The organism is Neptunicoccus cionae (genome assembly GCF_014643735.1).
In the GTDB taxonomy this organism is placed as follows: domain Bacteria; phylum Pseudomonadota; class Alphaproteobacteria; order Rhodobacterales; family Rhodobacteraceae; genus Amylibacter; species Amylibacter cionae.
The window spans coordinates 694,101-711,842 of the sequence record NZ_BMKA01000001.1; the positions used below are offsets into that span (position 1 = coordinate 694,101).

Annotated in this window: 20 protein-coding genes and 2 tRNA genes; 6 read left to right on the forward strand and 16 right to left on the reverse strand. The window is 56.1% G+C overall.

Annotation, left to right across the window (positions count from 1 at the left end):
• Positions 1-175 precede the first annotated feature (175 nt).
• Positions 176-565 carry a hypothetical protein gene (locus IEX10_RS03080; protein ID WP_188670787.1) on the reverse strand — a complete coding sequence of 130 codons (390 nt, stop codon included), beginning with the start codon at positions 563-565 and terminating at the stop codon, positions 176-178.
• A gap of 187 nt (positions 566-752) precedes the next feature.
• On the opposite strand from IEX10_RS03080, the gene IEX10_RS03085 reads away from it, so the two are divergent.
• Positions 753-1,700 (forward strand): LysR family transcriptional regulator, encoded by a 948-nt coding sequence (locus IEX10_RS03085; protein WP_188670789.1) that lies wholly within the window; start codon positions 753-755, stop codon positions 1,698-1,700.
• Between the two features lie 9 nt (positions 1,701-1,709).
• Here the strand turns inward: IEX10_RS03085 and IEX10_RS03090 are convergent, their stop codons facing one another.
• The 4 genes from IEX10_RS03090 to IEX10_RS03105 are packed head-to-tail and all read right to left on the reverse strand — an operon-like array spanning position 1,710 to position 5,296.
• Positions 1,710-3,443: a SulP family inorganic anion transporter gene (locus IEX10_RS03090; RefSeq protein WP_188670791.1), complete on the reverse strand. Its 1,734-nt coding sequence runs from the start codon at positions 3,441-3,443 to the stop codon at positions 1,710-1,712.
• A gap of 59 nt (positions 3,444-3,502) precedes the next feature.
• The gene (locus IEX10_RS03095; RefSeq protein ID WP_188670793.1) at positions 3,503-4,420 is read right to left on the reverse strand and encodes an MBL fold metallo-hydrolase; all 918 of its coding nucleotides are present in this window, start codon (positions 4,418-4,420) and stop codon (positions 3,503-3,505) included.
• The gene (locus IEX10_RS03100; protein ID WP_188670794.1) at positions 4,417-4,860 is read right to left on the reverse strand and encodes a YeeE/YedE family protein; all 444 of its coding nucleotides are present in this window, start codon (positions 4,858-4,860) and stop codon (positions 4,417-4,419) included. Before IEX10_RS03100 ends, IEX10_RS03095 begins: the two co-directional genes overlap by 4 nt.
• Position 4,861: 1 nt before the next feature.
• Positions 4,862-5,296, reverse strand: a complete 435-nt coding sequence (locus IEX10_RS03105) for a YeeE/YedE family protein (RefSeq protein ID WP_188670796.1) — start codon at positions 5,294-5,296, stop codon at positions 4,862-4,864.
• A 93-nt stretch (positions 5,297-5,389) separates the two neighbouring features.
• On the opposite strand from IEX10_RS03105, the gene IEX10_RS03110 reads away from it, so the two are divergent.
• Positions 5,390-5,701 (forward strand): ArsR/SmtB family transcription factor, encoded by a 312-nt coding sequence (locus IEX10_RS03110; RefSeq protein WP_188670798.1) that lies wholly within the window; start codon positions 5,390-5,392, stop codon positions 5,699-5,701.
• 24 nt (positions 5,702-5,725) lie between these two features.
• Here IEX10_RS03110 and IEX10_RS03115 read toward each other — a convergent pair whose 3' ends face one another.
• Positions 5,726-7,501 carry a sensor histidine kinase gene (locus IEX10_RS03115; protein WP_188670800.1) on the reverse strand — a complete coding sequence of 592 codons (1,776 nt, stop codon included), beginning with the start codon at positions 7,499-7,501 and terminating at the stop codon, positions 5,726-5,728.
• 140 nt (positions 7,502-7,641) lie between these two features.
• Positions 7,642-8,514 carry a DMT family transporter gene (locus IEX10_RS03120; RefSeq protein ID WP_188670802.1) on the reverse strand — a complete coding sequence of 291 codons (873 nt, stop codon included), beginning with the start codon at positions 8,512-8,514 and terminating at the stop codon, positions 7,642-7,644.
• Between the two features lie 245 nt (positions 8,515-8,759).
• Between IEX10_RS03120 and IEX10_RS03125 the strand changes: the two genes are divergently transcribed.
• Positions 8,760-8,836, forward strand: a tRNA-Asp gene (locus IEX10_RS03125).
• 46 nt (positions 8,837-8,882) lie between these two features.
• A tRNA-Asp gene (locus tag IEX10_RS03130) sits at positions 8,883-8,959 on the forward strand.
• Positions 8,960-9,091: 132 nt separating this feature from the next.
• On the opposite strand, the gene IEX10_RS03135 is transcribed toward IEX10_RS03130, so the two are convergent.
• From IEX10_RS03135 to IEX10_RS03175, 9 genes are all read right to left on the reverse strand, one after another.
• Positions 9,092-9,925 carry an arginyltransferase gene (locus IEX10_RS03135; protein WP_188670804.1) on the reverse strand — a complete coding sequence of 278 codons (834 nt, stop codon included), beginning with the start codon at positions 9,923-9,925 and terminating at the stop codon, positions 9,092-9,094.
• A gap of 84 nt (positions 9,926-10,009) precedes the next feature.
• Positions 10,010-10,450: an RDD family protein gene (locus IEX10_RS03140; protein ID WP_188670806.1), complete on the reverse strand. Its 441-nt coding sequence runs from the start codon at positions 10,448-10,450 to the stop codon at positions 10,010-10,012.
• A gap of 77 nt (positions 10,451-10,527) precedes the next feature.
• On the reverse strand, positions 10,528-10,935 hold the full coding sequence (locus IEX10_RS03145; RefSeq protein WP_188670807.1) for a DUF2852 domain-containing protein: 408 nt from the start codon (positions 10,933-10,935) through the stop codon (positions 10,528-10,530).
• Positions 10,936-11,077: 142 nt separating this feature from the next.
• Positions 11,078-11,692 carry a TetR/AcrR family transcriptional regulator gene (locus IEX10_RS03150; protein WP_188670809.1) on the reverse strand — a complete coding sequence of 205 codons (615 nt, stop codon included), beginning with the start codon at positions 11,690-11,692 and terminating at the stop codon, positions 11,078-11,080.
• Positions 11,693-11,814: 122 nt separating this feature from the next.
• Complete coding sequence (ppk2, locus tag IEX10_RS03155) at positions 11,815-12,690, reverse strand: polyphosphate kinase 2 (RefSeq protein WP_188670811.1); 876 nt, start codon at positions 12,688-12,690, stop codon at positions 11,815-11,817.
• 68 nt (positions 12,691-12,758) lie between these two features.
• Complete coding sequence (locus IEX10_RS03160) at positions 12,759-13,697, reverse strand: alpha/beta fold hydrolase (protein ID WP_188670813.1); 939 nt, start codon at positions 13,695-13,697, stop codon at positions 12,759-12,761.
• A complete protein-coding gene (gene metA, locus IEX10_RS03165) occupies positions 13,694-14,614 on the reverse strand; it encodes a homoserine O-acetyltransferase MetA (RefSeq protein ID WP_188670815.1) in 921 nt (306 codons plus the stop codon). Before metA ends, IEX10_RS03160 begins: the two co-directional genes overlap by 4 nt.
• 30 nt (positions 14,615-14,644) lie before the next feature.
• Complete coding sequence (locus IEX10_RS03170; protein ID WP_188670817.1) at positions 14,645-15,496, reverse strand: ATPase; 852 nt, start codon at positions 15,494-15,496, stop codon at positions 14,645-14,647.
• A 365-nt stretch (positions 15,497-15,861) separates the two neighbouring features.
• Positions 15,862-16,410, reverse strand: a complete 549-nt coding sequence (locus IEX10_RS03175; protein ID WP_188670819.1) for a winged helix-turn-helix transcriptional regulator — start codon at positions 16,408-16,410, stop codon at positions 15,862-15,864.
• A 39-nt stretch (positions 16,411-16,449) separates the two neighbouring features.
• On the opposite strand from IEX10_RS03175, the gene IEX10_RS03180 reads away from it, so the two are divergent.
• Together IEX10_RS03180 and IEX10_RS03185 are read left to right on the forward strand one after the other, a co-directional pair.
• On the forward strand, positions 16,450-16,827 hold the full coding sequence (locus IEX10_RS03180) for a VOC family protein (protein ID WP_188670820.1): 378 nt from the start codon (positions 16,450-16,452) through the stop codon (positions 16,825-16,827).
• A 356-nt stretch (positions 16,828-17,183) separates the two neighbouring features.
• Positions 17,184-17,696 (forward strand): aggregation factor core, encoded by a 513-nt coding sequence (locus IEX10_RS03185; protein WP_188670822.1) that lies wholly within the window; start codon positions 17,184-17,186, stop codon positions 17,694-17,696.
• Positions 17,697-17,742 lie beyond the last annotated feature (46 nt).

A 17,742-nucleotide genomic window follows, 5' to 3' on the forward strand; every position in this document is an offset into this window, starting at 1 on the left:
CAAAGGCGTGGGATACGTTTTCCTGCAATTCGAGGGCGGCGTCTTTCACGGTTGTCTTCCTTGGCTGGGGTTATGCCCCCGAACATGGGGCAGTTTTCCAGCCATTTGAAGGTGTTTCTCTTAAAGACTTGCTTAGCGACAGGCTAACCTGTCGTTTGCCTGCGGCACAGCCAGTCTACTCTGCCGGTTGGGACTGTCCCTGCCGCATTTCGCGCACCACAGCCACCAGAAAGACCACCATTGATAACAGCGTCAGGATAGAGCCGATCTTGGCCAGCCCTTCACCCTGACCTTGCTGGGCCATGACGATACCGGGAACAATGCCAATCAACCCCAAAGCTGCAAGGCCAAAGTGAATACGGGGCAACATGCCTTCTGCTGCACTTGGCACCAGATGATAATAGAACGCAAAGATCGCCATGGTCACCCAACCAAGTAGGTTAAGATGGGCATGTGCCGGGGACAGTGAATGATCCCCGGTGGCGGCCATAAAAATGCCCCAGATCATCCCGCAAACGGCGGATAGAATGGCAAGAACCAGAAATCCGAATGATACACCGCGCATGATTAATCTCCTCATATGGCCCTGCGGTCGCGCTGGCTGGCCGAAGGGTGTTTAAATTCATTGGTGTACTGACGAAAACAATCCTGTGCGGATGCCGCCAATTGGAAAGAAAAATCCTGTAATTGAGAATATTTTAGTAAAAGTCAGGTCATATGAAAAATCGGTAAATAGTATATATACTATTTGTATGGTAAATTTATCCAGCTTTGATCTGAACCTGCTTCGCGTTCTCGATGCGTTGCTGCGCACACATTCCACGGTACGCGCCGCACATTTGGTGGGGCTGTCCCAACCCGCTGTGTCTGCCGCGCTTGGCCGATTGCGGCTTGCGCTAGGGGACGAGTTGTTTTTCCGGCAGGGGCTGGCGCCAACCCAGTTTGCGCAGTCTCTGGAGGCACCTTTACGCAATCTGCTGGATCAGATGGAAACCCTGCTTCAGGGGCCAGCTGACTTCGATCCCACCCGTTCGGAGCGCAATTTCAAAATTTCGGGGAGTGACTTTTTCGCGGAGATGTTGATGCCAAGCCTTGCAGAGCGGCTGCAATCCGTCGCCCCCGCCATGCGCGTGCATTTGGTGGACTTCGTGCAAGACAGCTACCTCAACATGATGGAGGAGCATGAGATCGACCTCGCCTTGCTGCCGAATATAGACCTGCCGGACTGGGCCGAGAGCCGCGTGATGTTCCAGTCTGGCTTTTCGGTTATCGCGCGAAAGGACCACCCCCGGTTTGAACAGGCAGGGGTGCAACCAGACGCGATGGTTCCTATCGACTTGTACTGCGACCTCGGGCATGTGCTGTTTTCAACCCAAGGCAACAGCAGCGCCATGGGGGATTCCGCCCTTGCAGCCATTGGCAGAAAGCGCCGCGTGGTTATGACAATGCCTGTGTTTTCAGGAGTTTATCGCGCTGTGGCCGGTTCGGATCTGATCGCGCTTTTGCCAACAGCTTTTGCCAGACGCATCGCCCCGGCGGCGAACCTTTCGGTTTACAAGATGCCCATGCGGATCAAGAACACGCAAATCGTCATGGTCTGGCATCGTCGCCATTCCGCCAGCCCAGCCCATATCTGGCTGCGCGGCCAAGTGGCAGGGCTGCTGTCCCCCTTTGACGAGGCGTCTGCGCCGGACGACTAAACGGTCTATTTATCCAGTAGCGGGCGCTTCCTCATCCAAGGCTTTAACCGCTTCGTGTTGGCTAAGGAAAATCTCTCCGGTCAGTTCATCGAGGAAATAGCTGCGTTTCAGCCTGTCCATCACCGGTCCCTTTACCTCGCTCAGGTGCAGGCGGATGTCGGCTTCGCGCAGCCGCGTGTTGATCGCTTCCAGAGAGTCGAGCGCGGACAAATCCACCTCGTTCACGGCTGTAAACATCAGGATTACATCTGTTAGGTCTTTCTTGTCAGCGGCGTATTGCGCCACATGGTCCTCAAGAAACCGTGCGTTCGGGAAATAGAGGCTCTCGTCCACCCGCAAAGACAGCACATGGGGCTGGGTTTCTACGCTGTGACGCCTGACATTGCGGAAGTGCTCGGTGCCGGGAACCCGCCCCACAACGGCCATATGAGGACGCGAGGTTTTGTAAAGATGGATCAGGATTGACGTTATCACGCCGGCTGTAACGCCGACCTCTACCCCCAGCAGCAGGGTCAGCAGTATGGTTGCGGCCACTGCCGCGAAATCGGCGCGGCTGAAGGTCCATGCCCGCTTCAGGATCGAAAAATCTACAAGGCTTAGCACCGCCACGATGATGGTCGCGGCAAGCGTAGCTTTGGGCAGATAATGGATCAGCGGTGTAAGAAACAGCGCGGCCAGCATCAATCCAATGGCGGTGAATGCCCCCGCTGCAGGCGTTTTAGCCCCCGCATCGTAATTCACAACCGAGCGGGAAAATCCGCCCGTGACCGGAAATCCACCCGTTAGGGACGCGCCGATATTGGCGGCACCAAGTCCGATGAGTTCCTGATCGGGATCAATCCGCTGGCGTTTCTTGGCGGCAAGGGTTTGGGCAACCGAAATACTTTCGACAAAGCCGATGATGGAAATCAGCAGCGCAGGCACCAGCAGTTGCGAGATCAGATCAGGCGAGAGAGAGGGCAGGGTAAGGGGCGGCAGGCTTTGCGGGATCGCACCGACAATCGCGACGCCCTGATCGGCCAGTTCAAACCCCCAAACCGCCAGTGTGGTGGCAATGATCGCAAGCACCGGACCCGTCTTAACGCCAATGTCCACCAACAGGGGCGGCAATCCGATTTTTTGCAGCAGCGGTTTTAAACCGCTGCGGACCCAAAACAGGAAGGCGGTGGCGCTTAGGCCCAGAACGATGGTGATCGGGTTGGCGGCGTAAAGGTTGGACCAAAGGCTTGTGGTGATCTCGATCAACGTGTGACCCTTGGCCTCGATCCCCAGAATGTGGCGCAATTGGCTGGCAGCAATCAGGATGCCGCTGGCTGTGATAAATCCGGCAATGACCGGATGGGATAGGAAATTCGCCAAAAAACCCAGCCGGAACACCCCAAGCGTCAGCAGCATCAGACCGGACAAAAACGCCAGCGTCAGCGCCGCAGCGATATATCCCGCCGTGCCACTGTCCACGATATTCCCCACCGCCGCTGCCGTCATCAAGGAAACAACCGCCACCGGCCCGACCGCAAGCACCCGCGAGGTGCCAAAAACCGCATAGAGCAGGATCGGCGCGATAGAGGCATAAAGCCCGGCCTCTGGTGGCAAACCGGCCAGCAGCGCATAGGCCAGCGACTGGGGGATCAGCATGACCGTGACAATCACAGCGGCGACCATATCCCCGACAAACCGATCACGATCATAGCGCCGTCCCCAGTCAAGAATTGGAAGATATTGCGATAGGGCTGGCAGTTTCATTGCTTTGGTTCCGGTTTGTCTGGGAAAAGAAACGCGGCCCACAAGCCGCGCCTCAGGTCTTAATCAAAGCGGTTTGCAGGTACTTTGAGATAGTGATGGCCATCATCTTCCGGCTCTGGCAGTCGTCCGCCACGCAGGTTGATCTGTAAGGCCGCAAGGATACGCATCGGCAGAGAGAGCGTCGCATCCCGCGTCTGGCGGCGCTCTATGTAATCCTCACGTTTTGTGCCGTCCTTCACATGGATATTCTGCGCCTTATGTTCCGCCACAGTGGCTTCCCACATGGGTTCTTTCCGCTCTTTCGTGCCGTAATCATGGCCGATATAAAGCCGCGTTTCGGCGGGCAGGGCGAGGATGCTTTGGATTGAGTCCCACAAAGCCTCTGTGTCGCCGCCCGGAAAATCACTGCGCGAGGTTCCGGCATCAGGCTGCATCAGCGTGTCATGCACAAAGGCTGCATCGCCGCAGACATAACTGACAGAACCAAGCGTGTGACCGGGGGAGAGCATGACCTCTACTTCAAGATCACCAATGGAAAACCGCTCGCCTTCCGCGAACAGCTTGTCGAAATCCCGTGTCGGCTCAAACGCGTCCGGCAGGTTGTAAAGATCGGCCCAGATCGCAGCAATATCCGGCACAAGCGCCCCAATCGCGTTGGGCGCACCCGTCCGTTGCTTCAGGTTTGCCGAGGCCATCACGTGATCCGCATGGGGATGGGTGTCGAGCACCCATTCCACGCTCAGACCGTTTTCCTTCACAATATCAAGCACCTGATCCATGCTATGCGTGCTGAAGCGATAGTTCTTAGGGTCAAAGTTCCAGACCACATCAATCAACGCAGCCTTGCGCGTCTTTGGATCAGCGCAGATGTACTGGATCGATCCGGTGTCGGGTTCGTAGATGCCCCAAACATCCGGACTGGTCGGACCGTTGGACGGCGAATGGCGCACCACCGGCGTGTTCAGCGGGTCGGTCATGACGGGGCTCCTTGTTGTTTGGCGCGGCCCAGATCAGGCGTATTGCGGGCGAGCCACATGCCGATCAGCATGAAGGGAACGAAAATCAGCGTTCCGCTTGCGCCGATGGGAAGGGCCGTCAGGGCAGGGCCGGGGCAAAAGCCGCCCAGTCCCCAGCCAACCCCGAAGATCGCTGCACCGCTCAGGAGTTTGGGGTCGATTTCTGATCGCGTTGGTATGTGGAATTGGGGATGGAATAACGGCTTGTCGCGTTGACTGGTCAGCAGGTAAAATCCCGGCATCGTCACTGCAATCGCGCCGCCCATCACAAAGGCGAGGCTGGGGTCCCATGTGCCAAACACATCCAGGAAGTTCAGCACTTTGGCCGGATCGGACATGCCGGATATGATAAGGCCAAAGCCAAAGATCAGGCCGGAGAGTAGTGCAAATATCTGTTTCATATCATGCTCCTATAATGTGGCGTGCAACCAGAACGGTCAGGAATGCGGTGGCCATGAATGTGATCGTGGCAAGGATGGAGCGGGCAGAACCGCGACTGATGCCGCAAACTCCGTGGCCGGATGTGCAGCCATTGCCATAGGTTGCGCCAAACCCGACGAGCAATCCGGCTATGGCCATCAGCAGCGGGCTTGAGGGCACCCACTGTTGCGGCCAGTCGCCCGAGACTATCATCCAGATCGGTGCCGCGAGTAGCAGGCCCAGCACAAAGAGCGCGGAAACGCCCCGCGCTTCGCCTTTGGTGGACCGTGCAAAAATGCTTGACGTGAGCCCGCTAATGCCTGCGATCCTACCGTTCGTTGCCATCAGCAACACCGCTGAAGCACCGATCAACATACCGCCGCCCAGAGACAGCCAAGGGGTGAATTCCGTTTCCATAGTCAAACTCCTTTTGGGGACGGTTGCCTTTAGGGCTTGTCCGATTCTCATGAACCTATATATTCATCTTACTGTATATTCAATGAGGCGCATATGAATATTCCTGATGACTTTCTCGAAGGCGACATCCAGAGCGCGGCAAACCTTATGGCGATGCTGTCCTCGGAGGCGCGCCTGCAGATCCTGTGCCGTCTGGTAGGAGGGGAGCAGTCGGTCGGTGATCTTGCACAGGCTTGTGGCGTGTCCCAGCCAAAAATGTCCCAACAACTCAAGCGGTTGAAAGAGGCAGGGCTGGTGGAGGGGCGCCGGAGCGGGCAGACGATTTTCTATAGTCTGACCAGCGCAGAAGTCGCGGCGGTGCTGGAAACGCTGCACCGGTTATATTGCGCGAAACCAGCAGGCTAAGCGGATGGACCAGCCGTTTGCGGATCAGGCGGTCTGATCGAGCGGTATGGAAATCGCAAAGGTCGTACCCGCGCCAAGCGTGCTTTCGTAGCTGATCGTACCGCCATGTTGCAGCATGATCTGACGAGAGATGTGCATCCCCAGACCGCTTCCGGTGATCTTGCGCTCGTCGCCCTCGGCAATCTGCGAGAAACGCCCGAACACTTTTTCCTCAGAGTTCGGGGGAATGCCACGGCCGTTGTCTTTGATGAAAATCGTCGCCGTATCAGCGGTGGTTTTCAGGGAAATCCCTACCTCTGTGCCACTGTCCGAGAATTTCATTGCGTTGGATAATACGTTAACAATCACCTGCCGGAGGCGGACGCTATCGGCAAACACCGGCACCAGCGGATCAAGCGGGCTATAGGCCAGCGTGATGTTCTTCTCGGGCAGAAAGGTTGCCATGCTTGCAATCGCGTCCCCGAGGATTTCCTGAAGGTCGCCAGCCTCTCTGTTGAGATTGAAGTCCGAACTGGCCAGCGCCTGCGTGTCGAGCAGATCATTCACCAAGGCGGCCAGGGATGCCGCGTTTTTGGTCATCAACCGCATCAGGCTATCCGCCTGCGTGTCCGAGATTTTAGCCTTGCTGTTGGTCAGCAGCGACAAGGAGCCGTTGATTGCGGTCAGCGGGGTGCGCAATTCATGGCTGACAGTGGCCAGAAACTGCGCCTGAGAACGTTCCGCGGCAATGGCCCGATCTGCGGTCTGTTTCTGGGTGGTGATGTCGACAAAGGCCACTGCCCAGCCAAGCAGCGGCTGTCCCTGTCCCAAGGCAATCGGATAGGCCCGAGCGACGAAATGCTTGCCGTCATGGGGAATTTCCACGTTCTCGGGCAGGGTGGTCCGGTCGATCAACTGGCGGAAAACCGGACCAAAAGCGGGCAAGTCCTGAGGTGGGGTTTTCAGGGTCTGGTCATAACGGGTGATAAAATCCCGCGCCGACTGATTGGTATTGTGCAGAGTGCCGTCACGATCCAGCACAAAGACCAAATCGCGGGAGTTGTAGAAAAACAGATCCCGCGCGATGGCATTCATATCGATCCAGCGCCGGTCGGTGATTAGCCAGAAAATCAGGATCACCGAAACCGCAAAGGAAAACGGCGTCGGGTCCACATCGAATATCTTAACATCAAAACCCACGTGCAGAACATTGCTGACGATCGGGATAATCGTAGTGAGAAACAATTTAACAAAAAAGCTGCGCACGGAGGGATCAGCGCGAAGCGCGGCCCGCCCGGCAATCAGCGTGCAGCCCATAGTCAGCACGTAAAGATAGGCAATGGAAAAGTAAAAATACGGCCCGTGTTCATAGTAAACATAAGGAAATGTTGCATCGGTGCGCAGGGTTGTACCCGCACTATAGAACAGCCCGTGCAGTGGATTGGTGGCCGCCAGCGCAAAGACAAACGCCGGCATGACAAAGCTGCATAAGACGACGATGCGCCGAGGGACCGGGCGCGACAGGGTGTATTCAAACAGGAAGAACGACCAGAAGGTCGGCAACAGGACGATACCGGGCCATGCGGCTTTGGCCCAAAAGACCTTGCAGGTTTTTCCCGCGCTGGAAATTTCAAACCCGACCGACGCGAGCCACCACAACATAAACACAATTCCAAGGATGAACCATTTACTGCCCGGCAGACTGCGATGGCCACGGATCCAAAAGGCCAGCGCTGCTACAACAAGCGAGGTTGCGAGGATGAATTGTACGGCGGGAATACCAAGATCTATACGCAGGCATTGGGAAAGCTGGGTCGTCATGGTCGGTCTCGGCACAAGTTACTTAGAAATACTAGAATAGATCTGCAGGTTGGGCCGAGCTTTACACGGTTAACCGAACGAAAGGGAATTCATTTCAACACAAATGAAAGATAACATTTTTTGGCGCATTGGCACAACAGTCAGACGCGTTGTCCCGATCGCGCCGATAATACCGCAAGCGTGGCGACAGCGGCCATGACCACAGCCCCCCCGAGGATCTCCCGCGCGGTCATGGCCTCCCCAAGAAGCCCCCAGACCCAGAGAGGCGACAGAACGGATTCCAGCAGCACCAGCAGGGACACTTCGGAGGCGGGGGCATAGGGTGCGCCCCATGTGACAAGCCCGATGCCAACGCCGATGGTAAACGCCCCCATGATCGCGCTGATCACCAGATCGCGGAGCGGGATGGACAACCCGTCGCCAAGCAGGAACGCGCATCCAGCGGCAAGCAGACCCGCCAGCACGCCGCCCAGAAATGTCCCCCCCAGCACATCCTCTTTGCCGCCCGCCCGCGCCGTGACCAGCATCAAGGCGAAGAATGCGGCAGAGCTGAGGGCGAAAAGATTGCCGAGCGTCTGCCCGAGGGCGAGTCCCTCTCCGGCCATCAGCGCAATTCCCAGCACCGCGACCACAATGATGCCACACACGAGCGGGCGCGGGCGCTCCCCCAACCATCCCCAAGCGAGCAGGGTGGCAAACAGCGGGGATGATGCAAGGATAAACAGGGCAGAGGCTACAGAGGTGTTCAGCAGTGCAAAAATATAAAAGGTAAAGGCAAGCGACAGAATCGCCCCCAGCGCCCAATCCTTGCGATCCAGCGTCGCCAGAAACCGCAGCGGGCCGATTCGCCGTCGCAAACACGCCATGACAGCTATCATCCCCGCCAGTGTCACCGACCGGTAGGCGAGAATCTGAAACCCGTCCGCCTGTTCAATCAACCGCACACAAAGGGCGGCAAGGCTCATGGCGGTGGCTCCGAGCAGGATCAACAGGGTGGCGTGGGATTTTGGCATTGGGTGGCCCTTGAATTACGGCGTGCCACCGTCAAAGCAGGGTCGGACATCTGTGTCTAGGGAATTAACGACCCTTCGTGCGGGGAAAGGGGCAGATCGAAAAGGCACAAAACAAGGGGCAAACGGGTGCGCGAAAATCTTTCTCGAAGAATATATCAAACTTAGTTGCAGAACCGCTTGACGGGGTAAACATAGCCCCCTAAAACCCCGCTCACGCCTTACGCTGTAGGGCGCAGATTCAGTACGCGGTTGTAGCTCAGCTGGTTAGAGTGCCGGCCTGTCACGCCGGAGGTCGCGGGTTCGAGCCCCGTCAACCGCGCCACTGAAACGCTTGGGAAGGCAAACGCCTCGGTATGTATGTACCTCGTGCGGTTGTAGCTCAGTTGGTTAGAGTGCCGGCCTGTCACGCCGGAGGTCGCGGGTTCGAGCCCCGTCAACCGCGCCACCCCAAACGGTCTGATACAGATAAAGCGGTCCTTCGGGGCCGCTTTTCTTGTTTCAAGACGTCTGTAATTTCAACAGCTTAGAAGGCGCAGCCCACGCAATTTCCGGGCTTTGCTAGAGCCGGAAAAAGGCCTTAGCTTTTGGTAAGTGCATCCGGCAAATCAATACCCGCGACCTGTTCGGGAATCGGATCCTGCGCAAGCGGGTGCGTATCCAGTTTGAAGTCTTGGGGATTGTCGAGCGCCTGCCATTCGCCATTGATGAAGATTTCCAAAGCTCCGAAACTGGCTTTGTATTGCATTTTCGGACTGCCCGGCACCCAATAGCCAAGATAGATATAGGGCAGTTCAGCCTCGCGTGCGATTTCGATGTGATCGAGGATCATATAGGTGCCAAGCGAGCGGGTGTGCAGATCGGGATTGAAGAAGCTGTAAACCAGTGACAACCCGTCCTCCAGCACGTCGGTCAGGCAGACTGCTGTAAGCTCGCGCCGGTTTTGACGGCCTGTTGGAGGGCTGTGATACTCCACCACGCGGCTGCGCACAGGGGTTTCTTCGATCATGGAGGCAAATTCAAACACATCCATATCGGCCATTCCGCCATCGGCATGACGCGCCCCGAGATAGGTGCGGAACAGATCGAACTGTTCTTCTGTGGCCCAAGGGCTGGTGGCCTGACGGGAGAAATCCCTGTTCCGGTTCAAAATCCTGCGGTGGCTGCGCCGTGGCTTGAAATCTGCGACACGAATGCGCGCGGACAGGCAGGCGTTACATTCTGCACAGGACGGGCGGTAAAGTACGTTTTGGGACCGGCGGAACCCTTGTTTAGACAGCGCGTCATTCAGCACAGACGCATGGTCCCCTTGCAGAGCAGTAAACAGTTTGCGTTCAACCCTGCCATCCAGATAGGGGCAGGGCTGGGGTGCGGTCACGTAAAACTGTGGTGCCAGTGGCAGCGTATGGCGCATGTCAGTTCCTTGGGCAGCGGTCCAGCCCAGAGCCTAGCGCGGGACCCTATATTTTTGCAACCCGCTATTCTGACGGGGGCGGACTCAATCTACCGGGCAATTTATAACAACTGTCCCGAGCAGCAGATCATGTAGCGTCTGACCTTTGTCGTTCAACAGGATAGACAGAATATTGGCAAAAATGCCAAGCACCGACATAAAGATAAAGATAAACAGGCCGGTATGGAACATTGCTTGTGCTGCGTTTAGCCGGTCGCCGGTACTGTTGCGCACCTCAATGCCGACGGCCCGCATGCCAAGGGTTGCAGAGCATCTGTGCAGGCAGAAAGCACGGTAGCAAAAATTAGCGACCAGAGCGAGAACAGGAATGAAAAACGCCATCAGTCCGAGGCTCGCAATGATGAATGCCAGACAGATGCCGATGACAACGATCAGGTCCAGTACCCAAGCCACAAGCCGTTTGGCAGGAACGCCATCATAAAACTGTGCATCTAGTCGGGGATCGGGGTGTTGGGTAATTTGCATGATCGCTCATATGTGGGTAACGCTGCCCTTTTGCAAGAGCAGCGCAGCTTCAGGGAGGGCTTGAACTAAGGCCGAGTTTACACGGTTTTAGGTTCGGGTGAAGACGGAGCGGCAACATCGCGCGCCCGTTCGTTCATGAACTGGTCAAATTCCGTCTTGTCCTTGGCATCGCGCAGGCGTTGCAGGAAGCTTTGGAAGGCGGTTTGCTCGTCCTCTAGCCGTTTCAGTGTATCGTCGCGGTAGGCGTCAAATGCTGCGTTGCCGGACGATTGCGTGTTGCTTACGCGGCGGGCGGCGGATTTGGATGAACGGCTACAGAAAAACGAACCTGACATACGATTGCTCCAGATCATGTAAAAGAGAATTGCGAGCCCGACGGGCCAAAAGAAGATAAAGCCGAGGATCATAGCGGCCAGCCAGGCCCCTTTGCCCCGTTCGTCGAGCCAGCTTTCGGTGGAAGAAAACCAGGTTGCGGGCGTTGACATGTGTACTGTCCTTTCAAGTTGCGTAATGTGAATGTTAATTACATTTACATATTTTGGGGTTCGGAAGGAAATTTCAAGAGGCAGGCGTAAAGTTTTTCGAAATAGAGGAATACTGGCGTGAACGACAAACCGCGCAAACGGGTCAGTCTTTGCCAAGCACCCCAAGCCCGCGCAGATATATTCCCATGCTGCTTTCCAGCAGGTCCTCGGCAGAGAAAGGGGATCTTGTGCCCGGTTCGCCGCGCGCAAACAGTTCAACCATGCCGTGACACAGCGCCCAGACATGGTGGCTGATCATGCTCGCTGGCGGGCGTTTGTCTGCGGGGAGGTGACGGCAGAGATCTTCGGCAGCTTGCGTCAACACATTCATTGCGCGGTTGGCCACTGTGGCCAGTTCGGCATTGGCGTTGATCTGCACACCGCTCTCAAACATCGCAATATAGTAGCCGGGATATTTGCGGGCAAAGGCAAGATAGGCGCGCCCTGTGGATTCAAACGCCGACAGGGCCGAGGGCTGACCCTTTTGATAGGCGAACTCCATTAAGTCGGCGAAAATTCCAAACCCTTGACGGGCAATTTCCGCGATGATTTCCTCGCGGCCTGAAAAATGGCGGTAGGGCGCAGCGGCAGAAACATTGGCCTGTTTCGCCGCCTCGGCCATGGTGAATCCGGTGGGGCCTTTTTCCTCGATCAGGGCAATGGCCGCCTCGACCAAAGCCTCTTTCAGGTTGCCGTGGTGGTATCCTTTGCGGGCCAAATCCTGCGCTGCCTTTTCATGACGTTCCGAACGGAGATAGCGTTTCGCCTGCGCCGGTTCAAGCGGGGATAGCGGCGTTGATCTGGCAACTTGTGTCGCTAAGCGGCGTGGGAACGATACGTTTACAGCAACATATCCGGACCGCCGGTGATCTCTGGATCAGGGGATTTCACCACGCTGTCGTCCCGCCCGTCATAGGGAATCTGACACAGCACTTTGCGGATCGCGGCAATACGGGTGCGGCGCTTATCGTCGGACCGGATCACCGTCCACGGGGCGTGTTCACTGTGCGAGCGCGCGAAAGTTTCGCTGATCGCCTTGGTGTATTCGTCCCATTTGTACAGACCGGTCACATCAATCCCCGACAGCTTCCACTGTTTCAGCCGGTCGCTTTCACGGTCCAGAAACCGGCGTAGTTGTTCGGCGCGGCCCACGGTCAGCCAGATTTTCACAAGGATCACACCATCATCCACCAGCATGGCTTCAAAATCGTTCACCTGATTAAAGAAATGGTCCCGCTGGGCGTCTGTGCAAAAGCCGAAAACTTTTTCCACCACGCCGCGATTGTACCAGCTTCGATCGAACAGGACGATCTGTCCGGCAGAGGGCAGGTGCTTGATATACCGTTGGAAATACCACTGGCTGCGCTCCTCGTCTGACGGTTTGGGCAGCGCGACCACTTTGGCAATCCGCGGATTCAGGTTTTCGCGAAACCGCTTGATCGTGCCGCCTTTGCCAGCTGCATCGCGTCCTTCAAAGACTACGGCCACCCGCGCACCGGAGTCAGCGGCCCAAGCCTGCATTTTAACCAGTTCGACCTGAAGATTTTCCAGCGTATCCTCGTAATCGTCCTTATCCATACGCTTGTCATAGGCATAATCGGGGTTGAGGATTTCGTTCTTCTTGCCGCCTTTAATGGCGTCGCGGATGGATTTGGGCGCATCCTGTTCAAAAAACTTGGTAATCGCGCCGTCAAAGGGTTTGTCTGTCTGGGCCATCGTATCCTCTTAAGCTTTGGGGCGACTATGGCGCTGCCGTTCGGGAAGTGCAACGCCCTGCCAGCGCCCTAGCGGGACAGACGTTTTACAGCGGCAAGGATTTCGTCCTGCGCATAGTGATGGACCGAATGGCCGACGCCTTCGACCTTGGTGTAAGTCACGTTCTCCAGTTGCTTGGACAGAACGTCTGCATGGATAGAAGGCGGCACGGTTGTGTCTTCTGCACCGTGAATGATCTCAACCGGCATATGCAGATCGGGATAGCGCATGGATTGGTCTTCAATCTGGGGCAACAGGCCATGCACCTGCCGCCCGTTGGCTCGCAAGGTGATCTTGCGCAGGGTCAGGGGCGCGCCGATATGATCAAGGTAGCCTTCGGGGGTGGGTTTCGGGGTGAAAATGGAGGTCAGCGTCCCTTCCACCAGAGTACGGGGCGCAAAGGCCGAGAGGGTGGTCCCGAGCAGGGGACCCGTCACAGGACCAGCAGCCAGCGCATAAAGCTTTGAGGGTGGCGAGACCCAAGGGTTCGACACCGCATTCATCAACAGTAGGCCTTGGGTGGCAGACGGGTAGTCCAGCGCCCACCGCAGCGCCACAGCACCGCCAAAGGAATAGCCCCCGACAATCGCCTGCGGATAGCCAAGTGCATCTGTCGCCGCCTTCAGCAATGCCGCCTGTTCTGCAAGGCTTTCGCCCCGTTCGTGCAGAATATCGGTAAACCCGTGGCCAGGGCGATCAAAGGCGATAACTGTATGGCTTTGTGCCAGTTTTCCAGTCAGCCCGAAGGTGAAATCCCGCAGGTTTCCCCCCGCGCCGTGGATCAGCACCACCGGAGGGCCCGATCCTTCAATCACATAGTGGATACGGGTGCCGTCTATGGTGATGAACTGACCGACGGGGGGATAATCACGGTTCGCACGGGCATCATTGCGCGCGCTTTTGTAACTGGCCACACCGGAGCCGAGCGCAAGGGCGACTCCGGCGGTTGTGGCCAGTTTGCGGATCATTCAGCGGTGCCGATTTTTGCCATATCAAACGGTGTGGTCTGATAGATCTCGTTGATCCAGTTCCCGTAAAGCAGATGCCCGTGGCTGCGCCAGCGGTTCAATGGCGGCTGGGCTGGGTCATCGTCAGGATAGTAGTTCATCGGCACATTAATCGGCGTGCCATTGGCAACATCGCGGTCATATTCCTGCTTTAGCGTATCGCGGTCGTATTCAAAGTGATTGAACACATACAGCGCACGATGCGCATCGTCCTGCACCAGACAGGGGCCGGACTGATCCGAAGTGATCAGGGTTTTCAGCCCCGCAGCGTCCAGTTCGTCCTGCCGCACCTCTGTCCAGCGGGACACAGGGATCACCAGATCATCAGAGAACCCGCGCAGATAGGGCGAACCGCTGGCGACCCGTTTATGGCGGAAGCAGCCAAACGCCTTTTGATCCAGCATATGCTTTTTCACACCGTGGAAATGGTTCACCATCGCCATGCCGCCCCAGCAAACGCCGAATGTGGACAGCACATTGGTCTGGGTCCATTCCATGACCTCAACCATTTCCTCCCAATAGCTGACCTCTGGAAAGGGCATGTGTTCAATGGGGGCGCCAGTGATCACCAGACCGTCGAACTTGCGGTGCTTTACGTCCTGAAACGACTGATAGAACGCCTCCATATGGTCTTGGGACGTGTTCTTGGACTGGTGTTCGGTCATGCGGATCAGGGTTAGATCAATCTGCAATGGGGTGGCCCCGATCAATCGCGCAAACTGGGTTTCCGTTGCGATTTTTTTTGGCATCAGGTTCAAAAGGCCGATTTGCAACGGGCGGATGTCCTGCCGCGCTGCATCGTCGTCTGTCATCACCATAACGCCCTCGTTTTGAAGAACATCAAAGGCGGGGAGGGCGGAGGGGATCGTTATAGGCATTCTATGCGTCCAACGTAATTATAGGGTAACTCAGGCAAGCGTGCGGGCGATGAGTTCATTGAAATCACCGGCAGAACGGACCATCGCCATGTCATCAGCCTTAACCGTGACGCCCCAACGGTCCGCAATCTGGCGATACCGTGGCAGGCGATGGTCCAACAACATTCGATAGCCCCAGCGGATGAAATCATCGGGGTTCACTTCCGGCTCGCTCAGCGCGTTATTGGCAAGGTATTCCGACCAAAGCTGTTCGAGGAAATCCGGCTGGTAATACATCGGCTTGGGTGCCTTGACAAAACGACGGACCAGTTCTTCGATATGGCTGTCCGCCCCTTCGATCCAGACCGGCAGCACATGTTCGCACAGCTCGCTCATCACCGGATCGGCGGGGCTTTCGGCGTTGATTACCTCAACCATCGAACCGGAGGTGTCACAGACGAAATTGTCATAGCCATAGATGTTCTTGGCGCGGTTGATGAAGTGAACCGTGTCATGCAGCGCGCGGGTCTCTGCCTCGGCGTGGAGCGCTTGGCGTCGGGTGTATTCGCGAAACGGAATGCCGCCCAGATCAGGATTGCCCGGTTTGCCAAGGTAGGTGGACAGGGGCGACAGGTTCTCAAACGTGATATTGGAGCCGATATAAATACTGTCATTGCGCAGCAGGTTCGCCAGAAACGGATTCTTCATCGCTTCGGCTTTGAAGTTATCGACGATATGTTCGCCCATATATCGTGTGCCAATGCGGTAATCGACGGAGTAGTGGAACCAGCCTTCATCCCGCAAGGTATTGGACACAAAGGTTTTCCCAAGGCCGGACATGCCAAACAGCATCACCCGTTTTTGCGGTGCATCGCGCCAGTCTTGTGCGGAGTTGTAAAGCATATCGTCGCGCCTGTTGGCTTGGTGGTGTCACGGTGCCTTGTCCGGCCTGTTGGGCTGAACAAGGCGTTTCAGCGCGGTGTTAGCGCGAATGACACGATTGGGCAAGCTGGGAGCAGGCCGCGCGCATTCGGGATGAGCCGCTTTACCGTGCTGTGGCGCCTCTGGTTGTTACGAGCATTGCAAAATGTTCTGCCGACTTTGGCAGGTGAGGCGGTGCTGCCGCTTAAATCAGTGCCGCTTGCCTCATTCATCACGGTGTTTGGCATTTATGGCGTCGGCTTGCTTGTGCGTCAGGAGACGTATTTGGACGATAGGCCGCTGTTGTTTGTCGCAGTCAAAGTGATCGTTAGCCCGCCTGCGTGCGCTCAGTGTCGGATGAAATCAATCTGCGCGCCGGTGATCCTACTAATCACGCCACCGGTGTTCACAGCGCGATAAATCGAGCGTGGCGGGCGGGCCGTTTCGTCAACGCTGCGCTGAACCCAGTCTTTTTCTTCCATTAATTTCAAAGACTGGGACAAGGCGCGATCGGTAATCACGCTCAGGCTCCGTTTGATGTCGTTGAAACGGCGCGGCGTCTGAAGCGTGGTCAGCACCGGCAGCGTCCATGACTTTCGAAGCAACCGCTGATCCGCCTCAGAGGATGCACGTTGAACCTGATAAGCAATTGCAGCGGCCTCTGTTCCAAGTCGGGTAAGGCGGAACTCCGGTCGCAGCGGATGTCCATGTCCGGGGTTCCGTTCCAACAACCCGTTGTCAACGAGATGCGCCATGCTTTGCGCGAATGCAGTCCTGCTGGCACCAGTCGCCGCAAGCAGTGTCGCCTGTCGGCCTGCAACACCTGCGTGCAGGTTGGCCAAAATCGACAGAGCCCAGGCTTTGGAGGTGATATTGACAAAGGCTTCAATGTACATAAAGTATAGTTAGTATATTTTTAGACAAAAGGAAAGCCTATGGGCCTCATTACACCGGATGAAACAATTAACATCGCGTTTTCGGTCAGAGATCGCCACGCAAGCGCCAAGTGGTTTGAAACGATGTTGGGATTTAAGACGATCTATCACGCGGACGAAGCTGGCTGGTCGGAACTTCAAACCAATACAACCGGTGTAACAATTGGTCTTGGTGAGTACACACAACCCGCACCTGGAAATTGTGTGCCGGTGTTTGGGATCGCCGATCTGGCCTCCGCGCGGCAGGCGTTAGAGCAAGCTGACGTCAAGTTTGATGGGGAGACCGACGTGGTGGAAGGCATGGTAAAGACGGCGACGTTTTATGATCCGGACGGGAATGCTCTGATGCTCGCAGAGGATCTGACCACAGGCTCCTAACTGCCTTGAACTGAAGCGTAGTCCTAAAAAATTGCCAATATCCTTTTGCCGCCACACGCCTGTGTTCGGGGCGCAGTTCTGCGATGACCATCGGAGTAAGGATGCGGAGCATTGGTGTTTACACTGATCTCTCCCTGTCATCTATTCGACGTAGGTATGATCCCGTGCTGGTTCAATTGATTTAATGCGCAAACCTTTCATCTGAACTTGAAGGGACGGGGGTGTTCCATCTGCAGTTATCCATCAAATGTGATCCAAGTGGTTAACAGGCGCGTAACGGTTTGCAGATACTCTGAAGGGGAACCGATCTTCGGGGTATTAATAAAAAACAACTTCATGTTGGGAGGCATTCACTTATGGCTAAAAGCCCCTTTTTCCTTGGCAGCCTTGTTGCGCTGCTTTTATCGTCCCCTTCCTATGCAGACGTTCAGGTGCAATTTGTGGAAGGTGCGCCGAAAGACCGGTTTGTCATAGAAAATGATGGCAGTTGCGACCTTGGTCCGGCAGAGTTCACAATCGATTTCGCTGTATCAAATGCTGGCTTGATCTTTGATGTCACTGATACGGGTGCAGGTGTTGAAGTGTTCCAACCGTTTGAAGCGACAGACGGTGCGCAGCACCTCGCAAGGCTTCCGATGATTTCGGATGATGATCAACGTGCCACCCTTATGATGAAAGGTCTGGCCCAGAACGAAAAGATTGCGTTCACCATTGATGTAGACGACACGAATGGAACACCGGAAATCATCGTTGCAGACAGTGAGATCAGCGGCACGGCAGTTTCTTTGGTGGCGGATAGTACCACCTTTTCGGCTGTCATGGACAACGGGGCGCAAGTGTCCATCAAAACCGCGCCATGTAACACCTAAGCTCTGATCCTGCCCCGCTCGCACAACGCTTTTTGTGGTTTGTTCG